17 protein-coding genes are annotated in these 19697 nt (G+C 54.9%); 8 read left to right on the forward strand and 9 right to left on the reverse strand.

What is annotated here, in order from left to right; translation table 11 throughout:
• Positions 1–65: 65 nt before the first annotated feature.
• Both SD425_RS05180 and SD425_RS05185 read right to left on the reverse strand, forming a co-directional pair.
• On the reverse strand, positions 66–1301 hold the full coding sequence (locus tag SD425_RS05180) for a pitrilysin family protein (protein ID WP_324676109.1): 1236 nt from the start codon (positions 1299–1301) through the stop codon (positions 66–68).
• A gap of 138 nt (positions 1302–1439) precedes the next feature.
• Positions 1440–2468 carry a glycosyltransferase family 9 protein gene (locus SD425_RS05185; RefSeq protein WP_324676111.1) on the reverse strand — a complete coding sequence of 343 codons (1029 nt, stop codon included), beginning with the start codon at positions 2466–2468 and terminating at the stop codon, positions 1440–1442.
• 259 nt (positions 2469–2727) lie between these two features.
• Here SD425_RS05185 and SD425_RS05190 point away from each other — a divergent pair, with 259 nt between their 5' ends.
• Together SD425_RS05190 and SD425_RS05195 are read left to right on the forward strand one after the other, a co-directional pair.
• Positions 2728–4020: an aminopeptidase P N-terminal domain-containing protein gene (locus SD425_RS05190; RefSeq protein ID WP_324676113.1), complete on the forward strand. Its 1293-nt coding sequence runs from the start codon at positions 2728–2730 to the stop codon at positions 4018–4020.
• A 358-nt stretch (positions 4021–4378) separates the two neighbouring features.
• A complete protein-coding gene (locus SD425_RS05195; RefSeq protein WP_324676116.1) occupies positions 4379–5872 on the forward strand; it encodes an OmpA family protein in 1494 nt (497 codons plus the stop codon).
• Positions 5873–6476: 604 nt separating this feature from the next.
• On the opposite strand, the gene SD425_RS05200 is transcribed toward SD425_RS05195, so the two are convergent.
• The 6 genes from SD425_RS05200 to SD425_RS05225 form a co-directional block, all read right to left on the reverse strand.
• A complete protein-coding gene (locus tag SD425_RS05200) occupies positions 6477–7037 on the reverse strand; it encodes a DUF4252 domain-containing protein (RefSeq protein WP_324676118.1) in 561 nt (186 codons plus the stop codon).
• A gap of 73 nt (positions 7038–7110) precedes the next feature.
• Entirely contained in the window at positions 7111–8682 is a 1572-nt protein-coding gene (locus SD425_RS05205; RefSeq protein WP_324676120.1) for a hypothetical protein, read from the reverse strand.
• A 248-nt stretch (positions 8683–8930) separates the two neighbouring features.
• On the reverse strand, positions 8931–9338 hold the full coding sequence (locus tag SD425_RS05210) for an EVE domain-containing protein (RefSeq protein WP_324676122.1): 408 nt from the start codon (positions 9336–9338) through the stop codon (positions 8931–8933).
• Positions 9339–9446: 108 nt separating this feature from the next.
• The gene (locus SD425_RS05215) at positions 9447–9860 is read right to left on the reverse strand and encodes a hypothetical protein (RefSeq protein ID WP_324676124.1); all 414 of its coding nucleotides are present in this window, start codon (positions 9858–9860) and stop codon (positions 9447–9449) included.
• A gap of 145 nt (positions 9861–10005) precedes the next feature.
• Positions 10006–10404, reverse strand: a complete 399-nt coding sequence (locus SD425_RS05220) for a hypothetical protein (protein ID WP_324676126.1) — start codon at positions 10402–10404, stop codon at positions 10006–10008.
• 72 nt (positions 10405–10476) lie between these two features.
• On the reverse strand, positions 10477–10869 hold the full coding sequence (locus SD425_RS05225) for a hypothetical protein (RefSeq protein ID WP_324676128.1): 393 nt from the start codon (positions 10867–10869) through the stop codon (positions 10477–10479).
• 199 nt (positions 10870–11068) lie between these two features.
• On the opposite strand from SD425_RS05225, the gene polX reads away from it, so the two are divergent.
• The 4 genes from polX to SD425_RS05245 all read left to right on the forward strand — a co-directional run bounded on the left by polX (position 11069) and on the right by SD425_RS05245 (position 14890).
• Positions 11069–12817, forward strand: coding sequence for a DNA polymerase/3'-5' exonuclease PolX (gene polX, locus SD425_RS05230; protein ID WP_324676130.1), 1749 nt, complete (start codon positions 11069–11071; stop codon positions 12815–12817).
• A gap of 173 nt (positions 12818–12990) precedes the next feature.
• Positions 12991–14061, forward strand: coding sequence for a glycosyltransferase family 9 protein (locus SD425_RS05235; protein WP_324676132.1), 1071 nt, complete (start codon positions 12991–12993; stop codon positions 14059–14061).
• Positions 14062–14133: 72 nt separating this feature from the next.
• Positions 14134–14583: an OsmC family protein gene (locus SD425_RS05240; RefSeq protein WP_324676134.1), complete on the forward strand. Its 450-nt coding sequence runs from the start codon at positions 14134–14136 to the stop codon at positions 14581–14583.
• Between the two features lie 40 nt (positions 14584–14623).
• Complete coding sequence (locus SD425_RS05245; RefSeq protein ID WP_324676136.1) at positions 14624–14890, forward strand: UBP-type zinc finger domain-containing protein; 267 nt, start codon at positions 14624–14626, stop codon at positions 14888–14890.
• A gap of 98 nt (positions 14891–14988) precedes the next feature.
• On the opposite strand, the gene serS is transcribed toward SD425_RS05245, so the two are convergent.
• Positions 14989–16263 carry a serine--tRNA ligase gene (gene serS, locus SD425_RS05250; RefSeq protein WP_324676138.1) on the reverse strand — a complete coding sequence of 425 codons (1275 nt, stop codon included), beginning with the start codon at positions 16261–16263 and terminating at the stop codon, positions 14989–14991.
• Positions 16264–16656: 393 nt separating this feature from the next.
• On the opposite strand from serS, the gene rho reads away from it, so the two are divergent.
• Together rho and SD425_RS05260 are read left to right on the forward strand one after the other, a co-directional pair.
• Positions 16657–18915: a transcription termination factor Rho gene (gene rho / locus SD425_RS05255; RefSeq protein ID WP_324676140.1), complete on the forward strand. Its 2259-nt coding sequence runs from the start codon at positions 16657–16659 to the stop codon at positions 18913–18915.
• A gap of 125 nt (positions 18916–19040) precedes the next feature.
• Positions 19041–19697, forward strand: coding sequence for a DsbA family protein (locus SD425_RS05260; RefSeq protein ID WP_324676142.1), 657 nt, complete (start codon positions 19041–19043; stop codon positions 19695–19697).

Consider the following 19697-nt stretch of genomic DNA (forward strand, 5'->3'; position numbering starts at 1 on the left):
GGGTAGGTAAAGTCGTTCTGACAAGAAAACGGAGTAGCTAATTGCTCAGCTACTCCGTTGCTCCGTTACTTCTGCGGCACGTATTGCAGCACGCTTAGGTTGTCCTCGCGTAGCACGTCGTTCGCTAGGTCGCACAGCTCGCTTGCTGAAATCTTCCGGATTTTGTCGAAGATTTCATTCAGCGGTTCCACGCGGCCAATGTCGAGGGTGCTTTTGGCTAGTAGCTGCATCAGGCCACTATTACTTTCCTCGGCCATGGCGAGCTGGCCCATTAGCTGTTCTTTGGCCGTGTGCAACTGCGTTGAGCCAAGCTGCTTTTCGCGCAGCTGTTTCAGCTCTTTCTGCACCAAGCCCACGGTGCGGTTCACCTGCTTCTTTTCCGTCCCGAAATAAATACCAAACAAGCCAGTATCGGTGTAGGGCGAGTACGTGGCGTCGATGGTATACACCAAGCCGTACTTTTCCCGAATACCTAGGTTCAGGCGCGAGTTCATGCCCGGGCCACCCAAGATGTTGGTGAGCATGAAGAACGGAATCCGGCGCGGGTCATTGATGGCGTAAGCTGGCCCTCCGATGAGGCAGTGCGCCTGCGTAATGGGTTTGCGCTCCAGCTGTTCCACGCGATGATAGTCGGTGAACGGCGTACGTGGCCGTTCACCTAGCCGGGCGGGCAACGGGGCTAGGTATTTATCTGCCAACCGCTTTACCTCCTTGAAGGGCAAGTTGCTAACGGAGCTGAAAATGAGCCGGTCCGTGCGAATCTGTTCGGCGAGAAAGTCTCGAAAGTCTTTCTGCTGAAAGCCTGAAACGCTCTGGCGCGTACCCAAGATATTGTGGCCCAGAGCGTGCTTGCCGAAAATCACTTCATCGAAGTCGTCGATAATAGCATCATCGGGAGCATCGAGGTACATCGACATTTCCTCCAGAATCACGCCGCGCTCCTTCTCAATTTCACGCTCCGGAAACACGGAGTGGAAGGTTAAGTCGGTCAGCAGCTCGAAGGCGCGTTCGAAGTGCGTGCTCAGCAGCGAGGCGTAGAAGCAAATTTTCTCTTTCGTGGTGTACGCATTCAGCTCGCCACCTACCGTTTCGAGGCGATTCAGAATGTGAAATGAACGACGCTTCTCGGTGCCTTTAAAGGCCATGTGTTCCCAGAAGTGCGCGAGGCCTTGCTGGTGTTCACTTTCATCGCGGGAGCCGATATCAAGCAAAAAGCCGCAGTGTGCAATCTTGGTGTGCAGAACTTGTTTGTGCAGGACCCGAATGCCATTCGGCAACTCGTATAGATCGTAATCAGACATTATATGGGGTCTTGGAAACGAAGAAATGGGGAGCTTGAAAATATAAAAAGCTCAACCTGATAATAACCATCCAACTACCTAGGTAGTTGCAAAATAATAACGGAGCAATTGCGTAGTTCGTCGATTGCCATGACGGAATTACTCCGCTACTCTTTCTGCTAACACCGTCAGCAGTTGAGTGGTTTTGATGTCGCGGGCGCATCGAAAATGGCCAAGCGGACACTGGCGGTAGCCATGCAAGCCACACGGCTTGCAGGCTAGCTTTTCCTCCCGCTCCACAATCCAGGAGCGCGAGCTAAGCGGCCCAAAGCCAAAAGCCGGCACCGTAGAGCAGTAAATAGCACAAGTAGGCGCATCGACGGCCGAGCACAAGTGCATGGGCGCCGAGTCGTTGACGTAGTTCAATACCGACCCGCGCATAAGCGCTGCCGATGCCACCAACGACAGCTTGCCAGCCACATTCAGCACGTTGGGCCGACTGCTCGCTAGCCGTAGCTCCTCGCAAGCCGCTACGTCGGGCGGTCCACCAATCAGGAAGACTGTGTACTGAGCTGGCAACGCCTGTAGGAGCTTCACCCACTGCTCCTGTGGAAACTGCTTGGTAAACCAAACCGAAGTAGGCGCTATGCAGATGTAAGGGCCGCCGTTGGCCTGCTGCGCAACTTGCGCGGCAGCCGATTCATCGAGGGCGGTAGGGTAGAGGCGCGGACGGATAGGCGGCGCTGCCTTGTCGACGCCCAGCAGCATCAGGTTACGCTGTACCTCGTGCAGCCCTTCCCCGAGCAGGTGCGGCACCGTGCGGGTAAAGGCGAAGGAAAGAGGATTCTTATCGAAGCCAACCCGCTCTCGCGCGCCTGAAAAAGCCGTGAGAAAACCCGTGGAAGCAAAGCGCTGTAGGGTGATGACCTGATCGTAGCCAGTCGCCCGAATTTGCCGCAGCAACCGACCTAGCCCTAGGTATTTGTCCTTCTTCTTATCCCAGATCAGGACCTGGCGCACGTGCGGATGGTCTTTCACCAAGCCTTCGTTACCCTTGCGTACTAAGAAATCAACGGGAGTGCCGGGGTGCTCTTGGTGCAACCGCTCCAACAGCGCCGTGGCCAGAATCACGTCGCCAATGAAGGCTGTCTGAATCAGAAGAATAGCACGTTCGGTGGGAGGAGACATCAGGGCAAAGTAAAAGGCAAAGATACCTAGGTGTACGCTGGCGGTGCAACTCGCCCCTGTCATTCCGAGCAACGCGAGGAATCTGAAGACTCACACCTTGGGCTACTACCTCAGATTCCTCGCGCTGCTCGGAATGACAACAAACTATCCGTTCCGCGAAAGAAAGCTAGCCTCTTTGCTTATCAAACAGTCTTGCGCATTGTTCTAACTTGCGCAAGCCGCGCCTCGGCGCGTTTTCCCTTACCAAAGTTTCTTTTCTATGCGTTACGGCCCCATCGATCCGCAGCTCTTCATCCAGAATCGTCGCAACTTCAAGGAGCACTTGCCACCCGCTTCGTTGGCTATCTTTCAGTCCAACGACATCATGCCTACCAATGCCGACGGCACCATGGCATTTCGGCAAAATACCGACCTGTTTTACCTCTCCGGCGTCGATCAGGAAGAAAGCATCTTGGTGATATTTCCGGATGCCAAACTGCCGCAGCACCGCGAAATCTTGTTTTTGCGCGAGACCAGCGAGCATATTCTAATCTGGGAGGGCTACAAGCTGACCAAAGATGAGGCGCGGGCGCAGTCAGGTGTTCCTACCATCATGTGGCTCGACTCCTTCAAGCAGGTGTTGCCTGCGCTGATGAACGAAGCCGAGAATGTGTACTTGAACTCCAACGAGCACATCCGGGCCGTGGTAGAGGTCGAAACGCGCGACGCTCGCTTCATCAAGTGGATGAAGGAGCACTACCCGCTGCACCAATACCGTCGGGTGGCGCCCCTCATGCACCAGTTACGCGCTATCAAGAGCGCCGAAGAAATCCGCCTGATGCGCGTAGCGGCTGATATTACCGACAAAGCCTTCCGCCGCCTGCTCGGTTTCTTGCAGCCAGGCGTGTGGGAGTATGAGATTGAAGCCGAGATTCTGCACGAGTTTGTGCGCAACGGCAGCCGTTGGCCCGCTTACAGCAGTATCATCGCCTCGGGACCTAGCGCGTGCATTCTGCACTACGTGAGCAACGACCGGCAGTGCCAAGACGGCGACGTGCTGCTGCTCGACTTCGGCGCGGAGTATGCCAACTACGCCGCCGACCTTTCGCGCTCCATTCCCGTGAACGGCACCTTCACCAAGCGCCAGCGCGACGTGTACGAGGCCGTGCTGAATGTCATGAAGTTTGCAACCTCGCGGTTGGTGGCCGGTGGCAACATCGAGGAGTATCACGCCGCCGTGGGCCGCACCATGGAGCAGGAGTTGATCAAGCTTGATTTACTCAATGAGTCGGACGTAAAGAACCAAGATCCAGCTGCTCCCTTATACAAGAAATACTTCATGCACGGCACCTCGCACTACCTAGGTCTGGATGTGCACGATGTGGGCAACAAGTATCGCACGTTCGAGCCCGGTATGGTGTACACCTGCGAGCCGGGCATCTATATTCGGGAAGAAGGGCTCGGAATTCGTCTTGAAAACGACATTTTAATTACGGAGAGCGGCAACGACGACCTGATGCGAAGCATCCCCCTAGAGGTCGAAGATATAGAGCGACTTATGCGTCGGCGCTAGGCCAAGTAGCACTAGCTAAAAACGGTGCGCTTGCCTGCTTGGCAGGTGCGAAAAGGCTTTCTGTGCGAGCAGAAAGCCTTTTTTTTGTGCTTTTCTAAAGTATATTTGCCCCAAAATAAGAAATAAGATAACCCTATATAGTGGGGTTATTGGAACTACATAGAAGCTGATAGTCAACCACTAATAGTATCTAGCCAAGATAAACTAGTAGTGAGGAGATCGGGCTGAAAAGGTTCCATTTTTCGCCTTGACAACAACTTTATTTTAAAGTCGAAGTATAGGCAGCTAGTTCTCTTACGCATTCACCTACTAAATGCAACAATACCGGACGTCTTTGTTCACACTCAAACACCCTGCTATGAGAAACGTTCTAGCAAAATCTGCTGCCCTGGGTCTGGCGCTGCTGGCGGCTGCCCCCGACGGGCACGCGCAGACCTCGGACCAAAAAACTGCCATCAACATCTATGGCAGCACCCTACAGTACCACGGCGACCTAGGCTCGGAGTGGTTTAAGCACGACAAAATCGAGAAAGGCTTCGGCATTGGCGTTGACCGCTACGTAGCTAAAGGTCTTGATGTAGGCTTGAACCTGAGCTACGGCGACATGAAGTTCAATGCCAACCCACCCAAGAACGCATTGTATGTGCTAGAAGGTAAAACCGTGCGGGGGTTCGATGCGAACGTGGTGAACGTAGGCATTCCGATCAAACTGAAGCTGAACAACGGCACGTGGGCGCTGAAAGAAGATGCTTTCTTCGCTCCCTACCTGATTGTGCAGCCAGGCGTATTCTTCGCCAGCACCGACCGTCGCTTCACCGACCAGACGCAGCGTAACTCCAATGTCGACATCTATGCGTTCGACATCATGGGTGCTGCTGGTATCAAGCTGCAGTTCTCGCCTGCTTTCTCCATCTTCGTTCAAACCGGCCAGCACTATCCGCTGAGCGACCGGGTTGATGGGGTAGCGCTGAAAGGCAACATCAATGACCGCTACCTACAACACACCGCTGGTATCACGGTAGGCCTAGGCAAACCAAAAGATACGGACGGCGACGGTGTTCCAGACCGCAAAGACAAGTGCCCCGATACGCCCGCTGGCGTAGCTGTTGATCCTAACGGCTGCCCACTTGACGGTGACGGCGACGGTGTACCGGATTACCAAGACAAGTGCCCCACCGAAAAAGGCTTGGCTACCCTCGAAGGCTGCCCTGACCGCGACGGTGACGGCGTACGTGACGGCGACGACGCTTGCCCAGACCAAGCTGGTCTGCCTGCTCTGAAAGGCTGCCCTGACTCGGACGGTGACGGTGTACGTGACTCGGATGACAAGTGCCCCGGCACTCCTGCTGGCACGCAAGTAGACGCTACGGGCTGCCCAGTAGTAACTGACGCTGACGGCGACGGTGTACCAGATGACCGCGATAAGTGCCCTGGCACTGCTCCTGGCTCAACGGTTGACTCGACTGGCTGCCGCGTAATCGACCCAGCGTTGATGGAGAAAGTGAAGCCAGTACAGTTCGAAACGAACAGCACCGTGCTCCGCAAGTCTTCTTACCCAACCCTCGACAACGTAATCACGATCCTGAACCAGTATCCTGAATACAGCGTCCGCATCTCGGGCCACGCAGATAGCCGCGGCACGGATGAGTACAACCAAGGCTTGTCGGAACGTCGCGCTGCTTCGGCTAAGCGTTACTTCACCACCAAGAAGATGGATCCGAACCGCATCACGACCGAAGGCTTCGGCGAATCGCAACCAGCTGCTCCGAACACTTCGAAAGCAGGTCAAGCGAAGAACCGTCGCGTAGAGTTCAAGTTCGAGTTCTACATCCCAAGCGCACCTCAGCCGTAATCGCTGAATAGTGTAAGCTTACCGACCAAAAGCGGCGGACCCATTCGGTCCGCCGCTTTTTTGTTGGCTTTTAGTCAAGAAGCACCCTAAGCATACCTAGCTCCGTCGAGCGTACAGCTCTGACGTGCACGGATCAGTACTTAAATAAGGTCGGTCGTGTTGCTAATTGGATGGTAATGCATGTCCGAGCGCTTCAAAGCATCATGCTAAGCGAAGCATCACTACCACTTCGTCGAACAATGTAGAGGCACCTACTTATGTCTTCTCGTTGCTGCTGCTATTTACCTAGGCCTTGAGGATAATGGCGCGGAAATCTGTTCTGCAACAAGCAAACGGCGGGTGATGGGCCTAGGCTAGTCCAGTGCTGCCTTAGCACTGCTGCGCCACGCGGACAGAGTTTATGCGCTAGATAGGCCTACCGTCCACATACCGTAGAATAACATCAGGCATGTACCTAGCTATTTTGCCCTTAGATGCCCACACTCAGTTTTCGAAAACATAGCACGGCGCTAGGCAAATAGCACGGACATGCACCCAACTGCTCACAACAAAAAAGGCCCTGCTAGCTAGCAGGGCCTTTTTTGTTGTGAGCAGTTGGGGAAGCTTACTTCGTAATCTGATTAACCGCAGTGGGAAGAAACTTGGTCAGTTGATTGAGCTGCTCTTTGGTAAAATCGCCGGAGACGTCCACCAGCATAAAAGAGTCGGGGGCGCCTTGCACATTGCCAGTGGCAACTAGCTCCTGAACCCGGTCGCCCTGTTGGCGCGCGGAATAGCGTAGTTTGCCGGCGCTATCATCGGTTGAGGTAACGGGGAGTGGCGTGTAGCGTTCGTTGGAGAGCAGCCCATCTACTTCCTTCAGCAAGCCTTCCGCCACCAGCTTCTCCGACTTCACAGAAGTGGGAGTAAAAGTGAGAACCTTCACGCCGCGCACGGCCGTCAGGGCTTGCGATATATCATTGTCGCCACCTAGCTTGCCCAGGCGACCTAGCAACAGTCGGGTCGTGAGGCCCGCCGACCAATCGGTGGTGCGGAAGCCCGGACGGTTCTGGTACTTATTGAAAAAGGCTGCAACAGTTTTAGCGGGTCGGCCGGGGCCGCCCGTGCGGCAGCTGGCCGCTAGTAGCGCCAGCAGTACAAACAGGGAGAGAAGACGAGATTTCATACGGAGGCAGAAAGCGTAAAAATAGAACTTGCTTTCTGTACGCAAGCGCGCGGCGGCTGTTTGGCTGCTTTCGTTAGTCGAAAGCAATTGTATTAAGGAAAAATACGTCGCGGTCTTGCCCGTGGGGTACCCGAACGTGTTGGTAGCCATACGCCAAGAAGCGGCTGCCGTACCAAGGTAGCAAGCCTTCCTGATTGGTATCAAGCGGCTTTTCTTTCGACTCAGGATTGGGGGAGGTAGCAAGGGTTACCGTCAGGTCGTTCGGCGAGGCTACCGAATGATCGATAATCTTGTAGTGAACTTCTTCGTCTTTGAGGTAAGCCATGACAAACTTGTTTCCGCCCGCCAGCGGCCGAATTCGGACGGTTTCTACCAAACTGGTTTGTCGTACATCTTTGAGCACGAAAGCATTGTCCCACAGCAACAAGCCATTGCGGTCGAAGCCGCACACGATAGCTTGGGAAGCTAGGTAGCTGTTCGAGGAATTATTCGACGAGTTGAGCGGATAATAGCTAGGTACATAGCCATTCGCGTAATATGGGCTGAAGCTACGGGCGTAGTAATTATTGAAGGCACTGGTGCTCTGCGAACTTGGGAAGTAAACCTCGCCCACCAGCACGTAGCCATCCTGATAAGGCTCTAGGTCGTGCATGAGCAGGTTGTAGTGGTGCCGCAGTTGCTTATCCAGTTCTTTCATGCGCTGGCCTCGCTCACGCACCCGAGCGGCACGGGCGGGCTGCATGAAGTCAAAAAAGTGCTTCAGGTTCATGAAATCGTAGAAGCGCAGTGATTTGCGAGAGCCAGTGGGCGTGGTGCCTGCCGAAAGGTCGGTGGCAAAAAGGCCTTGCGAATAGCGAGGGTCGCGCAGTGTATAAGTGCCGGCCAGCAAATTGGCGGCGCTATCGCCGGGGCTAATTTGAGCCGTGATAAGCCCTCGTTCGCTTTCCGCCTGCACAAACTCCGACTTCAGAAGCGTTCCGTCGGCGGCGAGCTGCTTCACCTGCAAACGCGTTTTCTGCCCGTTCGACTGACTCATGACAAACTTAGCCCGCTTCGTCACCGAATCGGCCAGGAAAGTGAACTGCGTGGGTAGCGTTTCGTAGACGGCCGGCAAAAACTGGTGCGTACCGGCCCGCAAGTTGAGCAGCATCACGGTAAGATGGTTTTCCACCATCGTTGTCACAAACAGATTGCCCCCGAGTGCTTTCGCCTCGTAAATCGTTCGGCTGATTTTGGTCTCGAAAGCGCCGGAGTGCAGCAAGCCATCGTGGGCGTCGAGGCTAGCTACCCACAGGTGGTCGGGCGTGTACTGCGATTGGAAGAGGGCGTACACCATCGAACCTTCGGTGCACAGCTGCACCACTTCGTATTCAGGGGCTACCTCCAGCGGTAGCGACCAAACGGGCTTTAGCTTGCGGTCGAACTTCTGAAAACTGATCTGACGATGCATGGCACCCGACTTTTCGTCGTTCACGAGCAGCACTACGCTGCTGTCTTCGGCCAGCGTCTGCACGTAGACGTCGCTGGCGTAGGCTGGCAACGGCAGTTCAAGGCGATTAGGTTGGGTGGGAGGAGCTTGGGCCAGGCTCCAAGTTGGTAAACCAACCAGCAGGAGCGCAAGCATGCGGAGTAGTGGGTGTTTCATAGCGGCAGGAGTGTGGTACTGCCTTTTTGAGGCGTTTTACTTAAGGTAAGATACGAGGAAGCAGCGGCAAAGTCACGTTCTATTTCAAGATCAAACGCGTGTTTTTCTGCTCTGATTTCGCGTCGTATCAACACGTAAATCGTGGTACAACGTTCACCCCTCGTACCTAGATCAGCGGCAATAAAAAAGCTAGGTTTCTACCGCGTAAGGCGGTAAGAACCTAGCTTCTGCAAATCTGATGGGCTGTGCTAGCTTCCTAGCTCCAACACAACATCGAATTCGGCGGATTGCAAGGGCATCACAGATAAGCGCGATTGCCGCAGCAGGCCAATTTGGCTTAGTCGTTCGTCTTGCTTGATTTGGGCAAGCGACACGGGGCGTGATAGCACTTGGTGCGGCGTAAGCTCCACGGCAACCCAGCCGCTGCCTGCTTCAGCGGTAGCGTCGGGAGCAGCAGCGCGGCTTACTTCGGCCACTCCGACTACATTTTTGTCGGTCACGCTGTGGTAGAAGAGGACCAAGTCGCCGGGTTGCATCTGTTGTAAGTAGTTGCGCGCTTGAAAGTTGCGCACGCCTGTCCACTCGGTGCGGCCTTCGGTGGTGAAGTGCGTCCAAGAGTATTTAACGGGTTCTGATTTGACGAGCCAGTAGTTCAAAAGAGCAAGCAGTTAAGGGTGAGAAGCGGAAAGACCTAGCTAGGTTGGCTACTAATAGGTCCTAGGAGCTATCAATCAGCAAACTTCTCAACTTTTCGCCGTATCCCTCTACTGTAACTGCTGTACTTTTAAGACGTCACGCGTCAACTCTATGACTCTCAGGCGGTACTTGCCCGAGCCATACTGAGCAGAAAACTGCGTATGAATGATAGCATCCTGCTCCCAAGTCCAGGTTCCGACCTCCGTCGGAATAGAGCCGCCATCGTTAGCCGCTGGGCTGTAGGTTACCAGCCGCCCATCTGCGTAGAAAAGAAAGCCCGTGCGTGGCCACGAAGGAGGAAACGCGTAGCCTTCGGGCCGATAAATCTGTACGGAGCTGTTGGCCGGTTCTTCTTCGTGCGATCTTAGCCAAGTCCGGTCAATCAGCTTTGTTTGCGTCGGTTTAACGTCGGCGTCAGACTTGCACGAAGCTAGTTGCGCAAACAAAAAGACGGTAAGGAGTAGTGTTAGGAGTCGCATCAAAGGAGGGAAAAGTTGCAGCCAAGAGCCTCCAGCCACGTCGAATGGTTGCAAGCGCTACTGCACCCGCCGCACTTTTAACGGCACGGTTTATAGGCTACCTATGGCCGCACTTCAGAATACCCAAGCGCCGCAATTTAGCTAGGCTCTAAAACACGTAGTGCGCCTGCACCACGCTATCCTGTACCGACTCAATGACAAGGCTGAATTCCTTGTATTTAGTATCAGTTGGCTTGACCTTGAACGTCTGCTCGTCCGTGCTCGTCCAGGTGCCAAGAATGGTAAGCCCTTCATCAGCGGGACCAAACGTGTAACGGACAAAGGAGCCATCACGTCCAAGTTGAAATGCCTCAAGACCAAAGCTAGGCATGAGGGTTTTTACAGGCTTATAAGTAAAAGTGTAGGAGCCTAGTTCGTTTACCTTCGACGTGGTGGCTTGCCATTTTACCCCAAATAATGGGCTTTCAGGCGTAACCTCATTGTTATCCTTGCAGCTGCTAGCTAAAAAAAGGAACAGAAAAAAGGAGAGTACATAGGAGAAGCGCATAAATAGAGAGGCTTTAGGTAGAACAGTTTCTTTTTACCAAGAGCCTCTAGCCGCATCGAATGGTTGCAAGTGCTATTGCACCCGCCGCACTTTCAGCACGTCCTTTTCCAGCGACACGATTTCCAGGCTATAATCCGGGTCACGCTTGTCGTCGAGGGCAATGCGCAGCGTATGGCTGCTTTCCGGTTTCCAAGTGCCCTTGCGTCCTTCTAAGCCATCGGTGGGCGCAATATCGAACTGGGTGAACAAGCCATTCGGGTCAAAGCTGAACCCCGTGCGGCCGCGCGACGGCGGGAAGCTATAGGTATTGGGGCGGTATACTAGCACATCGCCCTGGTCCTCTTCCTGGGCGTGGAGCCACGTGCGGTGCAGCTGCTGAAACTGCGGAGCAGAGCTCGTGTTTGGTCGGCAAGTAGCAGCTAGTAGGGCTACGCTCAGGCAAGTTAAAAGAGTGAACAAGCGCATAAGGCAAGGAGCGAAGAAGCCTGAAGAAAGGGATTCACAAATAGCAGCAGCTTACGTACAGCTTCTAATAATACGTTGGCGGCCCAATTTAGTCATGTAGGCGATAGGGCGCTTTCGCAGTTCCCGCGTACTGTATTGTACCTTTACTTTACCACCTGGCGTCTGAGCCGCATTCCAGACGCCGCAGAACCTTTTGATTTTGGATAACCGCGCCCTGATCCGCGCCTTCCGTTTGGCGGCTTCGCTGCTGGAGCTGCACGACGAAAACCCGTTTAAGATTCGGGCTTATGAAGGCACTGCCGCCGCTCTGGAGCGGCTTGAGTTCCCCGTGGCCGAGGTAGAGCGCACTGGCCTGCCCGACCGCACCGGCCTGAGCAAAACCGCCGCCGCCCGCGTCGCCGAACTACTCGACACCGGCAGCTTCGACGAGCTAACCCGTTTGCTTAGCATCACTCCGCCCGGCGTGGTGGAGATGCTGAATATCAAAGGGATTGGGCCTAAAAAGATTCGGGCCTTATGGCGGGAGCTAGGTGTCGAGAGCCCAGGTGCCCTGCGCGAAGCCGCCGAGCAAGACCGCGTGAGCAAGCTCAAGGGCTTTGGTAAAAAGACCCAAGATGCCATCCTACAAGCCCTGGAGTTCAGCCAAGAGAGCCGAGGTAAGCTGCTGTATCCGCAGGCCGAAGAGCTCGGCAATGATCTAGCTGCTCGTTTGCAGGAAGCCCTGTTTACCGACCAAGTAGCGGTAGTAGGCGAAGTGCGGCGCCGCCTGGAAGTCGTGGAAACGGTGTGCCTAGTAGCTGCTACGGCTCAGCCGTGGAAAGCGCAGGAAATGCTCAACAACCTCGATGGCCTTACCGCCGATCCAGCACGTTCGGGACCATTTGCCTGGCGTGGCACGGCCACTACTTCGGGCGTGAAGGTGGAAGTGTACCTAGTGAAAAAGGAAGATTACATCAATCAATTGTTCCTGCTCACTGGCGCCGAAGCCCACCTAACAGAGCCCCTACCCGGTGCACTGCCAGGACAACCTAGCTCGTTGCGGCAGGTAGTAAAGCGCGAACAATTTTACCAGGAAGCGGCCATTTACCAGAAAGCTGGCCTACAATACGTAGAGCCCGAACTGCGTGAAGGCCTAGGAGAAATAACGCTGGCGAAGGAGCAAAAGCTGCCGCAGCTACTCGAAGATAGCGACCTGCGGGGCTCCCTGCACAACCACAGCACCTACTCCGACGGCTCGCACACGCTGCGGCAGATGGCGGAGTTTCTGCGCGACAACGGCTACGAGTACCTAGGTATCTGCGACCACTCGCAGGCGGCACATTACGCTAATGGTCTGAACCCTGACCGGGTGCGGCAGCAGCAGCGCGAAATTGATCAGCTTAATCAAGAACTAGCTCCGTTCCGCATCTTCAAAGGCATCGAGAGCGATATTCTGGGAGATGGGGCCTTAGACTATGCACCCGACGTGCTGGCTTCCTTCGACTTCATTGTGGCCTCGGTGCACAGCAACCTAAAGATGGATGAGCAACGCGCTACTAATCGCCTGTTGCGCGCCATCGAAAACCCCTACACCACCATGCTAGGGCACCCAACGGGCCGGTTGTTGTTGCGGCGCGAAGGATATCCCATCAACTATAAAGCCGTTATCGACGCTTGTGCCCAGCACAATGTCATTATCGAAATCAACGCTAACCCGTGGCGGCTTGATCTGGATTGGCGGTGGGTACGCTACGCCCTGGACCAAGGCGTGAAGCTGAGCATCAACCCCGACGCGCACCACACCAACGGCTACGCCGACATGCGCTACGGGGTCATGATGGGTCGCAAAGGTGGTCTGACGAAGGAAATGACCTTTAATGCGCTATCAGGTGAGGAAATGGCCGCCTACTTTGCTGAGCGTAAAGCGAACATCAAGCCCGCGGAGGTATTCAAAACGACGTTATTCTAAAAGCTAGGTAGCAGCCACGCAACGTAATCAGTCTAGTGTAGACTCTTCTCGTTGCGTGGCCTGCCACCTAGCTTGGTAATAAAAATCTTCGGGTTGGTGAAATAGAGTAGAAAGGGTTTCTGTTCTACCATGCGCTAGGAGCCGATTACCGTGCTACATCCTACCAAACCTTTATGAAAATTCTTGTTCTGCGCTTTTCCTCTATTGGTGATATTGTGCTGACCACACCCGTAATCCGCGGGTTGAAGCAGCAGGTGCCCGGCGCGCAGGTGCATTATTGCACGAAACCCGCGTACCGTGGCATTATCGAGTCGAACCCCTACATAGACAAAACGCATTACCTCACTGGCACATTAGGTGAGCTGATCAAGGAATTGCAGGCCGAGCGCTTTGACTTTGTGGTTGATCTGCACAATAACCTGCGTACGGCCATGATAAAGCTACGCTTGGGGGTGCATGCATCCAGCTTCGAGAAGCTGAATCTGCAAAAGTGGCTGCTAGTGCGCTTCAAGATCAACACGCTGCCGCACGTACACATCGTGGACCGGTACCTAGCCGCCGCGGCCCCGCTCGGCGTGCGCAACGACGGCAAAGGACTTGACTACTTTATTCCTACTAAAGATGAAGTCGACTTGGAGGTATTGCCTGCGGAGTTTCAGCGGGGCTACGTGGCGTTTGCCATCGGTGCGCAACACGCCACCAAGCGCCTGCCCGTAGAACGGATCATTGAGTTGTGCGCCTTATTGCGGCGGCCAGTCGTGTTGCTAGGCGGCCCCGAAGACGAAAGCACCGGCCACGTCATTGAGCTGCATTTTGAACAGCAGCGCCAGCAAGCAAAAGTCGACAACCTAGCTTTGCGCAGCGTGCCCGACAGTCCGTACTACTTCCCCCGAAACACGAGTGCGCGCCCCGCGCAAACGTCAATTTACAACGCGTGCGGGCATTTTTCACTTAATCAATCGGCTTCGCTAGTGCGGCAATCGGAGTTCGTTGTGAGCCACGATACCGGCTTGATGCACATTGCGGCGGCGTTCAAAAAGGAAATCTTCAGTGTGTGGGGCAATACGGTGCCGGCTTTTGGCATGTACCCGTACCGCACCGAGTTCCGCATTCTGGAGCGGGAGGGGCTGAGCTGCCGGCCGTGCTCGAAGATAGGCTACGCCAAGTGCCCGCTCGGCCATTTCAAGTGCATGCGCGAAATACCGTTCAACCTAGATCTGCCACCAGCCCGCGACGGGCGCTGAGCAACGCAAAAACAATATGGCTGCGGATGTGTAGTTTGGGGCGCGTATTATTCGCTACCCACCCCCAAACTCATGGAAGCATCTCCTCTTATTCCTGCTAGTGTTGTTATTAAAGTTGGTCCGGCAGCGCTGTTAGCCGAAGTGCATGCTGGCCGCCACACCTTCTTTCTGGATGAGCCAGTTGCCGTGGGAGGACAAGACCTAGGTCCTACGCCCTACGATATGTTGTTATCGGCCCTTGGCTCTTGCACCGCCATCACGTTGCGCTTGTATGCCACGCAGAAAAAATGGCCCTTAGAAAGTATTGAAGTGCATCTGAGCCACCAGCGCGTACACCGCAAAGACTGCGACAAGTGCGAAGCGTCGGGTGAAATGCTGGAAGAAGTGTACAAGGAGCTGCGCTTGTTGGGGCCTCTTAGCCCCGAGCAACGCCAGCGCCTGCAGGTCATCTCCGAAAAATGTCCAGTGCAAAAAACGCTAACCAGCGGTGCTATGCGCATTATTACCACCGTCGCTGAGTAGATTGCCGCTTGGCCCTATTAACCTGCTAAAAACAAACTTTATGGCTCTCTGCGCGCACCTCCAAGCTATTGAAACGATCATTCCGACTCCGTCCGAGCACGTCTGCCCCGAGTGCGTAGCCATGGGCGACACCTGGGTGCACTTACGCGTGTGCCAGACCTGCGGGCACGTTGGCTGCTGCGATTCTTCTAAGAACAAGCATGCTACCCATCACTTTCATGCAAGCAGTCACCCCGTCGTCTCGTCGGGCGAAGTGGGCGAGCAGTGGGTGTGGTGCTACGCTGACAGTCAAATGGCGGAATATTAGTAGGTGAAGCTAGCTTCGCCGATGCTGCTTTAGAAGCGCAAAACGAAGAACGGGCCGCTAGCTAGCGACCCGTTCTTCGTTTCAGGCAAACAGAAGTATTACCCAATCTTCTCAAATCCGCAGTAGCTGTGTAGCACCTGCGGCAGGCGGATACCATCTTCCGTCTGGTTGTTTTCTAACAAGGCGGCCACGATGCGCGGCAAGGCTAGGGCCGAGCCATTGAGCGTGTGCAACAGCTGCGTTTTGCCGCCTTCGGCGCGGTAGCGGAGCTTGAGGCGATTGGCTTGGTACGTTTCAAAGTTGCTGGCCGAGCTTACTTCCAGCCAACGACCTTGTGCAGCACTCCACACTTCCAAGTCATAAGTGAGGGCCGAGGTAAAGCTCATATCGCCGCCGCAGAGGCGTAGCACGCGGTAAGGCAGCTCTAGCTTTTGCAGCAAGCCTTCGATGTGCGCCCGCATGTCTTCCAGAATGGCGTAGCTCTGCTCAGGAGCGGCAATCTGCACGATTTCAACTTTATCGAACTGGTGCAGGCGGTTGAGGCCGCGCACATCAGCGCCCCAGCTGCCGGCTTCACGGCGGAAGCAAGGCGTGTAGCCAGCATTGCGGATGGGCAGCTTTTCCGCCGGAATAATCTCGTCGCGGTAGAGGTTGGTAATGGGCACCTCCGCCGTCGGAATCAGATACAAGTTGTCTTGGGCGTCGTGGTACATCTGCCCGTCTTTATCCGGCAGCTGCCCCGTGCCGTAGCCCGATGCTTCATTCACCAGGATAGGTGGTTGCACCTCGAAGTAGCCAGCGTTGCGCGCCTCATCCAGAAAGAAGTTGATAAGAGCCCGCTGCAACCTAGCTCCCTGGCCTTTGTACACCGGAAAACCTGCGCCGGTGATCTTATTGCCTAACTCAAAGTCGATGATATCGTACTTCTTAATCAGCTCCCAGTGGGGGAGGGCATGGGCGGGTAGCTCCGGCTTGGGGCCGTGTTCGGCTACTACTTCATTATCGGCAGGGGTGCGGCCAGCGGGTACGCTGCTGTGAGGCAAGTTGGGTAGCTTTACCAAGGCTTGGTGGAGCGAAGCTTCAACCTGCGTTAATTCTTCAGCCGCTGCTTTGGTTTGTTGCTTTAGCGTAGCCGTACGGGCCTTAAGCGTTTCAGCGCCGGCTTTGTCGCCGCTTTTCATTAGGCCACCGATCTGGCGGGCTAGCTCATTGGCTTCGGCCTGGGCTTGGTCGTGCTCCGTTTGGAGCTGACGGCGCCGTTGATCGAGGTCGAGAATGGCGGCCACTTCCGTTTGGGCGTTGGGATAGTGTTTTTTCGCCAAACCAGCCAAGACGAGGTCAGTTTGCTCTTTTAATACAGAAACTTGCAGCATATAGCAGAAAACGCGTAGTGGAATGGGAACAAAAGTAGATAGAAGTAACGTAAGCAACATGCAAGGAGCTTGGTACGTATTGAAGGAATCAAGTTTGGCTAGCTTATTGGCTAGCAACCCGTAGAACTTATAAATTTCGTGTATCCTATTTGGCGGTTCGGGCGTATTCTGTTAACATTGCGTTAGCAAGCCGGCTGCTGATGCCGGGCCCGCAGTTAGTATTTCTCGCGTACGGCCCGCTTTCTTTCCAGCGCCTCCCCTACTATCACCCCGGGTTTAGTGCTACTCTCAATGTCGCGCGCCGTTCTGCGGCTACTCACCCTTGTCAGGTTTGATCTATAGTGCTCCATTGCCGGTTCTGTGCCCTGTCCGTTTTTTCCTCCTGTTTAGTTTATGTACAATATTGAAGAGTTGAAGGATCGACTGCTATCCGAGCTAAAGGAGATAGCAGAAGAGCTAAATGTTGGCAACTTCAAGAAACTCAGCAAGCAAGACCTTATTTACAAGATCTTGGATCAACAGGCGGTTACGCCTACTGATAAGCTCCCTAAAAAATTAAAATCGGCTATCGGCAAGGCAACCGATCAACCCTTCTCCGACGTGGCAGTAGCTGCACCGCCCGTGGAAGTGGAAGAAGTGGCTCCTGCCCCAGCACCGGTTGCTAATGGGAAAGCTGCCGCATCGCCAGCGCCTGCTCGGCGTGAGCCAGCGCCCCGGCGGGCTCCTCGTGCTCCGCAACCTGCTGTTGCGGCCCCTGCCGCTGCTGCCGTCGTTAGCCAGGTAGAAGCACCAACCCCTGAAGCTTCTGCACCTAGCCCCGCGCCAGAGGCTGTAGCAGCCCCAGAGCCCATAGCAGCTCCGGAAGCAGTAGCTGCACCGGGTGCAGATCCACAAGACTTAACGGGTCCTAATCGCCCCGTCAAAATTTATCAGCGCCCGGAGCGCCGCACGCGCAATGGCGCAGGTGTAAATGGCCGTGCATCGGAAAACGGTGCTGTAGCCGCACCTGCATTGGAAGGGCAGCCAGAGTTTTCCTCAGACTCGCCAGCACCAATAGCAGTCGAAACCTCAGAAGCCCCAGTAGTAGAAGCGCCTAGCGTTGAAACAGCTGCTATCGAAGCGCCAGTTGCGGTGGAAGCAGTAGCGACTCCCGCGCCACGTGAAGCGCGCCCCGAGCAGCCTACGGGATTTGTGCGGGAAGGCCGTGAGCCGCGCGAAAATCGTGAATTCCAGCGTGAACCAAGGGAAAACCGTGACGGGCGTGAGCAGCGGAACGATACTCCGCGCGAACCACGCGAATACCGCAACGATGCACCCCGCGACCGGGACAACCGCGAGCCACGTGCATTGCGCACGGATGCGCCGCGTGAACCCCGCGAGCAGCGCGACGGCCTAGGCAATCGTGATCAGCAGCAACGCCGTGACGATCGGTTTGCAGCTCGTGACCAGCAGCGCCAACAGCGCCAGGGTGAAGTGCGGGAGCCACGCCAAGGGCAAGGTGATCAACAGCAGCCACGGACGCCGCGCAACGACTTCGACATCACCATCAACAGCGAAGGCACGCTAGAAATGATGCCTGACGGTGGTTATGGTTTCCTTCGCTCGCCGTTTTACAACTACCTATCTTCGCCCGACGACATTTACGTAGCACCTCAGCAGGTGAAGCAGTTTGCTCTCAAAGCGGGCGACACGGTAAAATGCACGATTCGTCCGCCCCGGGAAGGTGAAAAATACTTCGCGCTGGTAAACGTAGAGGGCATCAACGGCCGCACGGTAGAGGAAGCCCGCGACCGGATTCCGTTCAACAACCTGACGCCTCTGTTTGCGCAGGAGCGTCTGAAGCTGACTACCAAGTCTAGCCTGCTAAGCACTCGCATTCTTGACTTGTTTGCTCCTATCGGTAAAGGCCAACGGGGCCTAATCGTGGCGCAACCCAAAACGGGTAAAACGGTGCTGTTGCAAGAAGTGGCCAACGCTATTTCGGAAAACCACCCGGAAGTTTACCTCATGATTCTGCTCATCGACGAGCGCCCGGAAGAGGTAACTGATATGGCGCGCTCGGTGAAAGCCGAAGTGCTCAGCTCGACCTTCGACGAAACTGCCGACCGGCACGTGAAGATTGCTACCATCGCTCTAGAAAAGGCGAAGCGGTTAGTAGAGTGCGGCCACGATGTGGTCATTCTGCTCGACTCTATCACGCGTCTGGCTCGCGCTTATAACACGGTGCAGCCGGCTTCGGGCAAGATTCTATCGGGTGGTGTAGACGCCAACGCGTTGCACAAGCCGAAGCGCTTCTTTGGTGCAGCTCGTAACGTCGAGAATGGTGGTTCGCTCACCATCATTGCCACGGCGCTGATCGAGACCGGCTCGAAGATGGATGAAGTTATCTTTGAGGAATTTAAAGGTACCGGTAACATGGAATTGCAGCTTGACCGCAAGCTGGCTAACAAGCGCGTGTTCCCGGCCATTGATATTCCAGCTTCTGGCACTCGCCGCGAAGATCTGCTCATGGGCAAGGACGAACTCAGCCGTATTTGGGTACTGCGCAAGTTCATGTCGGACATGACCGCCATTGAGGCCATGGAATTCCTGAAAGACCGCATCAAAGGCACGAAGAGCAACGAAGAGTTCTTGGTGTCGATGAACGGCTAGGTTCTATAAGCTACTTGATACGCAGAAGCGCTACCCTATTCTCTAGGGTAGCGCTTCTTGTTTTTTGTGTTTACCTGTAAGCACAAGGCGTTCTAACCTTTTGCCTTTTTTCTAGTTTCTGGCTCATGGAACCTGAAATCGACCTACCCGACCTTCTGTACATCTACGACCCACTGTGCAGCTGGTGCTACGGCATGACGCCCGTAGTACAGCGCATTCAGGCGGAGTTCGAAGGGCGTGTAAACGTGTCGATACTTAACGGCGGCATGATGGTAGGCGAGCAAGTGGGCCCCATCCGCACGAACTGGCCGACCATAAAAGCTAACCTAGCTACGATAGAGAAAGTAACGGGTGTACGCTTCAGCAGGGCGTTTCGTCAGCTAGGGGAGGAGGGCAGCTACGTTCAAGATTCGGATTTGCCATGTCGTGCCTTAGCTGTTTTCCGCCAGCTAGATGTCACTCAGAAGCGCGCGCTCAATTTCGCGCATGTTATCCAGCGTGCATTGTTTGAAGATGGCAAAGACCTAAACAATCCATCAACTTATGATGCGTTAGTTACACCCTTTGGCATCGAGACAAAAACCTTCCAGCAACTGCTAGCTACTGCACAAAAAGCGGTGCGGCAAGAGTTTGCGGCGGTGGCGCAAATTGGCGTGAAAGGTTTCCCAACCTCCATCTTGCGCATGGGTAGTCAGGGCTACTTGTTAGCGCGAGGCTTTCAGCGCTACGAGGTGTTTGCCTCGGGTTTGGAAATAGCTTTGTTGCAGGCCAGCGAAGAGTAA

This window comes from Hymenobacter sp. GOD-10R (genome assembly GCF_035609205.1).
Lineage (GTDB): Bacteria > Bacteroidota > Bacteroidia > Cytophagales > Hymenobacteraceae > Hymenobacter.